Below are 1,992 nucleotides of genomic sequence, written 5' to 3'. Positions count from 1 at the left end.
GGAACATAGGAGATTTGAATGAGCGCACCCGTGAGCCTCATGGAGGCGAAGCTGTTCCTGCGCGTCGAGCATGAGGCGGAGGATGGGCTGATCCAGACCCTGATCGACGCCGCCAAGGCGCGGGTGGAGGGGGAGGTCGGGTTGAGCCTGACATCGACCTCGCCGGCGCCGCTGAGGCTGGCGGTGATGATGCTGGTGATGCGCGCCTATGAGCGCGGCGACGGCGAGATGAGCGCGGCGCCGGTCGAGGGGTGGATCGCGCCCTATCGCGTGGTGCGGTTATGAGCGCGGGGGCGATGAAGGTGGTGGCGTCGCTGGTGCGGCCGGTGGCGGCGCAGACGCCCTATGGCGGGCAGGCCGTCAGCTATGAGCCGGTCGGGTCGCTGTGGCTGGCGCTGGGCGCGCGAAGGCGGCGCGAGCGGACGGAAGCGGGCGTGACGCGCGGCGTGGAGACGCTGAGCGCCACGGTGCGGGCCGATCCGAGGCTGGAGGAGGGGCTGGTGGCGCGCTTTGGCGGGGCGGACTGGGCCGTGGTCGGGATCGAGGCCGATCCGAAGGCGGCGGGCCGGGTGCGGCTGGATCTGGAGCGGGCGCGATGAAGGATCATGAAGGGGCGCTGGTGAAGGCGCTGATCGCGCATCTGGGCGGTGATGGGGCGTTGCAGGCGCTGCTGGGCGATCCGGTGCGGGTCTGGGACGAAGCGCCGTCCGGGGCGGGGTTTCCGCATCTGGTGCTCGGGCGGTGCGAGAGCCGACCGCTGAACGCTGACGGCGGCGGGGTGGAGCAGCGGCTGACCCTGACGTGCGCCAGTCGGTTCAGGGGGCTGGAGGAGGCGCGGGCCGTGGCGGCGGCGGTGCGGGCGCGGCTGGCCGATGCGCCGCTGGAGGCGGACGGAGTGAGGGCGGTCAGCGTGGCGGTGACGTTTACGGACCTGTTCCGCAGCGCGGACCTGAAGCGGGCGTGGGCGGTGATGCGGTTGAGAGCCGTGACGGAGGAAATCTGAGATGAGCGCACAACGAGGCAAGGACATCCTGCTCAAGATCGAGGGCGCGGGCGGCGCCTTCACCACGGTGGCGGGGCTGAGGGCGAGGACGATCTCGCTGAACGCCAAGACGGTGGACGCGACCGACAGCGACAGCGCCGGGCGGTGGCGCGAACTGCTGGCGGGGGCGGGCGTGAAGTCGGCGGCGGTGTCGGGGCAGGGGATATTCCGCGACGCGGCCTCGGACGCCCTGATCCGCGAGGCCTTCTTCGAGCAGGCGGCGAAGACGTGGCGTCTGATCGTGCCGGACTTCGGCGTGTTGGAGGGGCCGTTCCTGGTGGCGGCGCTGGAATACGCCGGGGAGCATGAAGGCGAGGCGAGTTTTGCGCTGAGCCTGGCCAGCGCAGGCGAAGTGACGTTCTCGGCGCTGTGATGGTGAACGGCGTGCGGGGCGAGGTCGTGGCGAGGCTGGCGGGGGCGGAGCGGAAGCTGTGTCTGACGCTGGGGGCGCTGGCCGAGATCGAGACGGGGCTGGGCGTCGCCGGGATAGCGGCGCTGGCCGAGCGGATGAAGGCGCTGTCGGCGCGCGATCTGATGGTGGTGCTGGCGGCCTTGCTGCGCGGCGGGGGCGAGGCGGTGTTGGCGGACGGGCTGGCGACGACGCCGGTCGATCCGCGCGAGGCGGCGGAGGCGGTGGCGAAGGCTTTTGCGGCGGCCGCCTGATGACGCCCCAAGACCGTCAATGGGCGGAGATGATGCAGGCGGCGGCGCGGATGGGCGTGGGGCCGGAGGGCTTCTGGCGGCTGTCGCTGAAGGAATGGCGGATGCTGACGGCGGGGCCGGCTCAGGCCGCGCCGCTGGGGCGCGGCGAACTGGAGCGGATGCAGGAGAGGTGGCCGGATGACTGACAGTTTCAGGCCGGACGGCATCGACGCCGTGCCGGTGAAGGCGGCGGAGGCCGCGGCGGCGCTGGAGGCGCTGAAGGAACCGGCGGAGCGGGCGGCGGCCTC

At 72.2% G+C, this 1,992-nt stretch carries 6 protein-coding genes; all 6 read left to right on the top strand.

Annotated features, from left to right (window positions below; genetic code table 11):
* Positions 1–18: 18 nt before the first annotated feature.
* From BDIM_RS11735 to BDIM_RS11710, 6 genes are read left to right on the top strand one after another with little or no spacing between them, the layout of a single operon-like run.
* Positions 19–285, top strand: coding sequence for a head-tail connector protein (locus BDIM_RS11735; protein WP_040345956.1), 267 nt, complete (start codon positions 19–21; stop codon positions 283–285).
* Positions 282–599 (top strand): phage head completion protein, encoded by a 318-nt coding sequence (locus BDIM_RS11730; RefSeq protein ID WP_244911819.1) that lies wholly within the window; start codon positions 282–284, stop codon positions 597–599. The genes BDIM_RS11735 and BDIM_RS11730 overlap by 4 nt, the downstream gene beginning before the upstream one ends.
* Positions 596–1,003: a DUF3168 domain-containing protein gene (locus BDIM_RS11725; RefSeq protein ID WP_040345952.1), complete on the top strand. Its 408-nt coding sequence runs from the start codon at positions 596–598 to the stop codon at positions 1,001–1,003. Before BDIM_RS11730 ends, BDIM_RS11725 begins: the two co-directional genes overlap by 4 nt.
* Position 1,004: 1 nt before the next feature.
* Positions 1,005–1,415 carry a phage major tail protein, TP901-1 family gene (locus BDIM_RS11720; protein WP_040345948.1) on the top strand — a complete coding sequence of 137 codons (411 nt, stop codon included), beginning with the start codon at positions 1,005–1,007 and terminating at the stop codon, positions 1,413–1,415.
* Positions 1,415–1,705 (top strand): GTA-gp10 family protein, encoded by a 291-nt coding sequence (locus BDIM_RS11715; protein WP_040345947.1) that lies wholly within the window; start codon positions 1,415–1,417, stop codon positions 1,703–1,705. Before BDIM_RS11720 ends, BDIM_RS11715 begins: the two co-directional genes overlap by 1 nt.
* On the top strand, positions 1,705–1,890 hold the full coding sequence (locus BDIM_RS11710) for a phage tail assembly chaperone (RefSeq protein WP_040345944.1): 186 nt from the start codon (positions 1,705–1,707) through the stop codon (positions 1,888–1,890). The genes BDIM_RS11715 and BDIM_RS11710 overlap by 1 nt, the downstream gene beginning before the upstream one ends.
* Positions 1,891–1,992: the final 102 nt, after the last annotated feature.

Origin of the sequence: Brevundimonas diminuta ATCC 11568 (assembly GCF_000204035.1) — a bacterium.
Lineage (GTDB): Bacteria > Pseudomonadota > Alphaproteobacteria > Caulobacterales > Caulobacteraceae > Brevundimonas > Brevundimonas diminuta.
The sequence above is the reverse complement of the archived record's forward strand: the minus strand, read 5'-3'. Positions and strand labels throughout refer to the sequence as shown.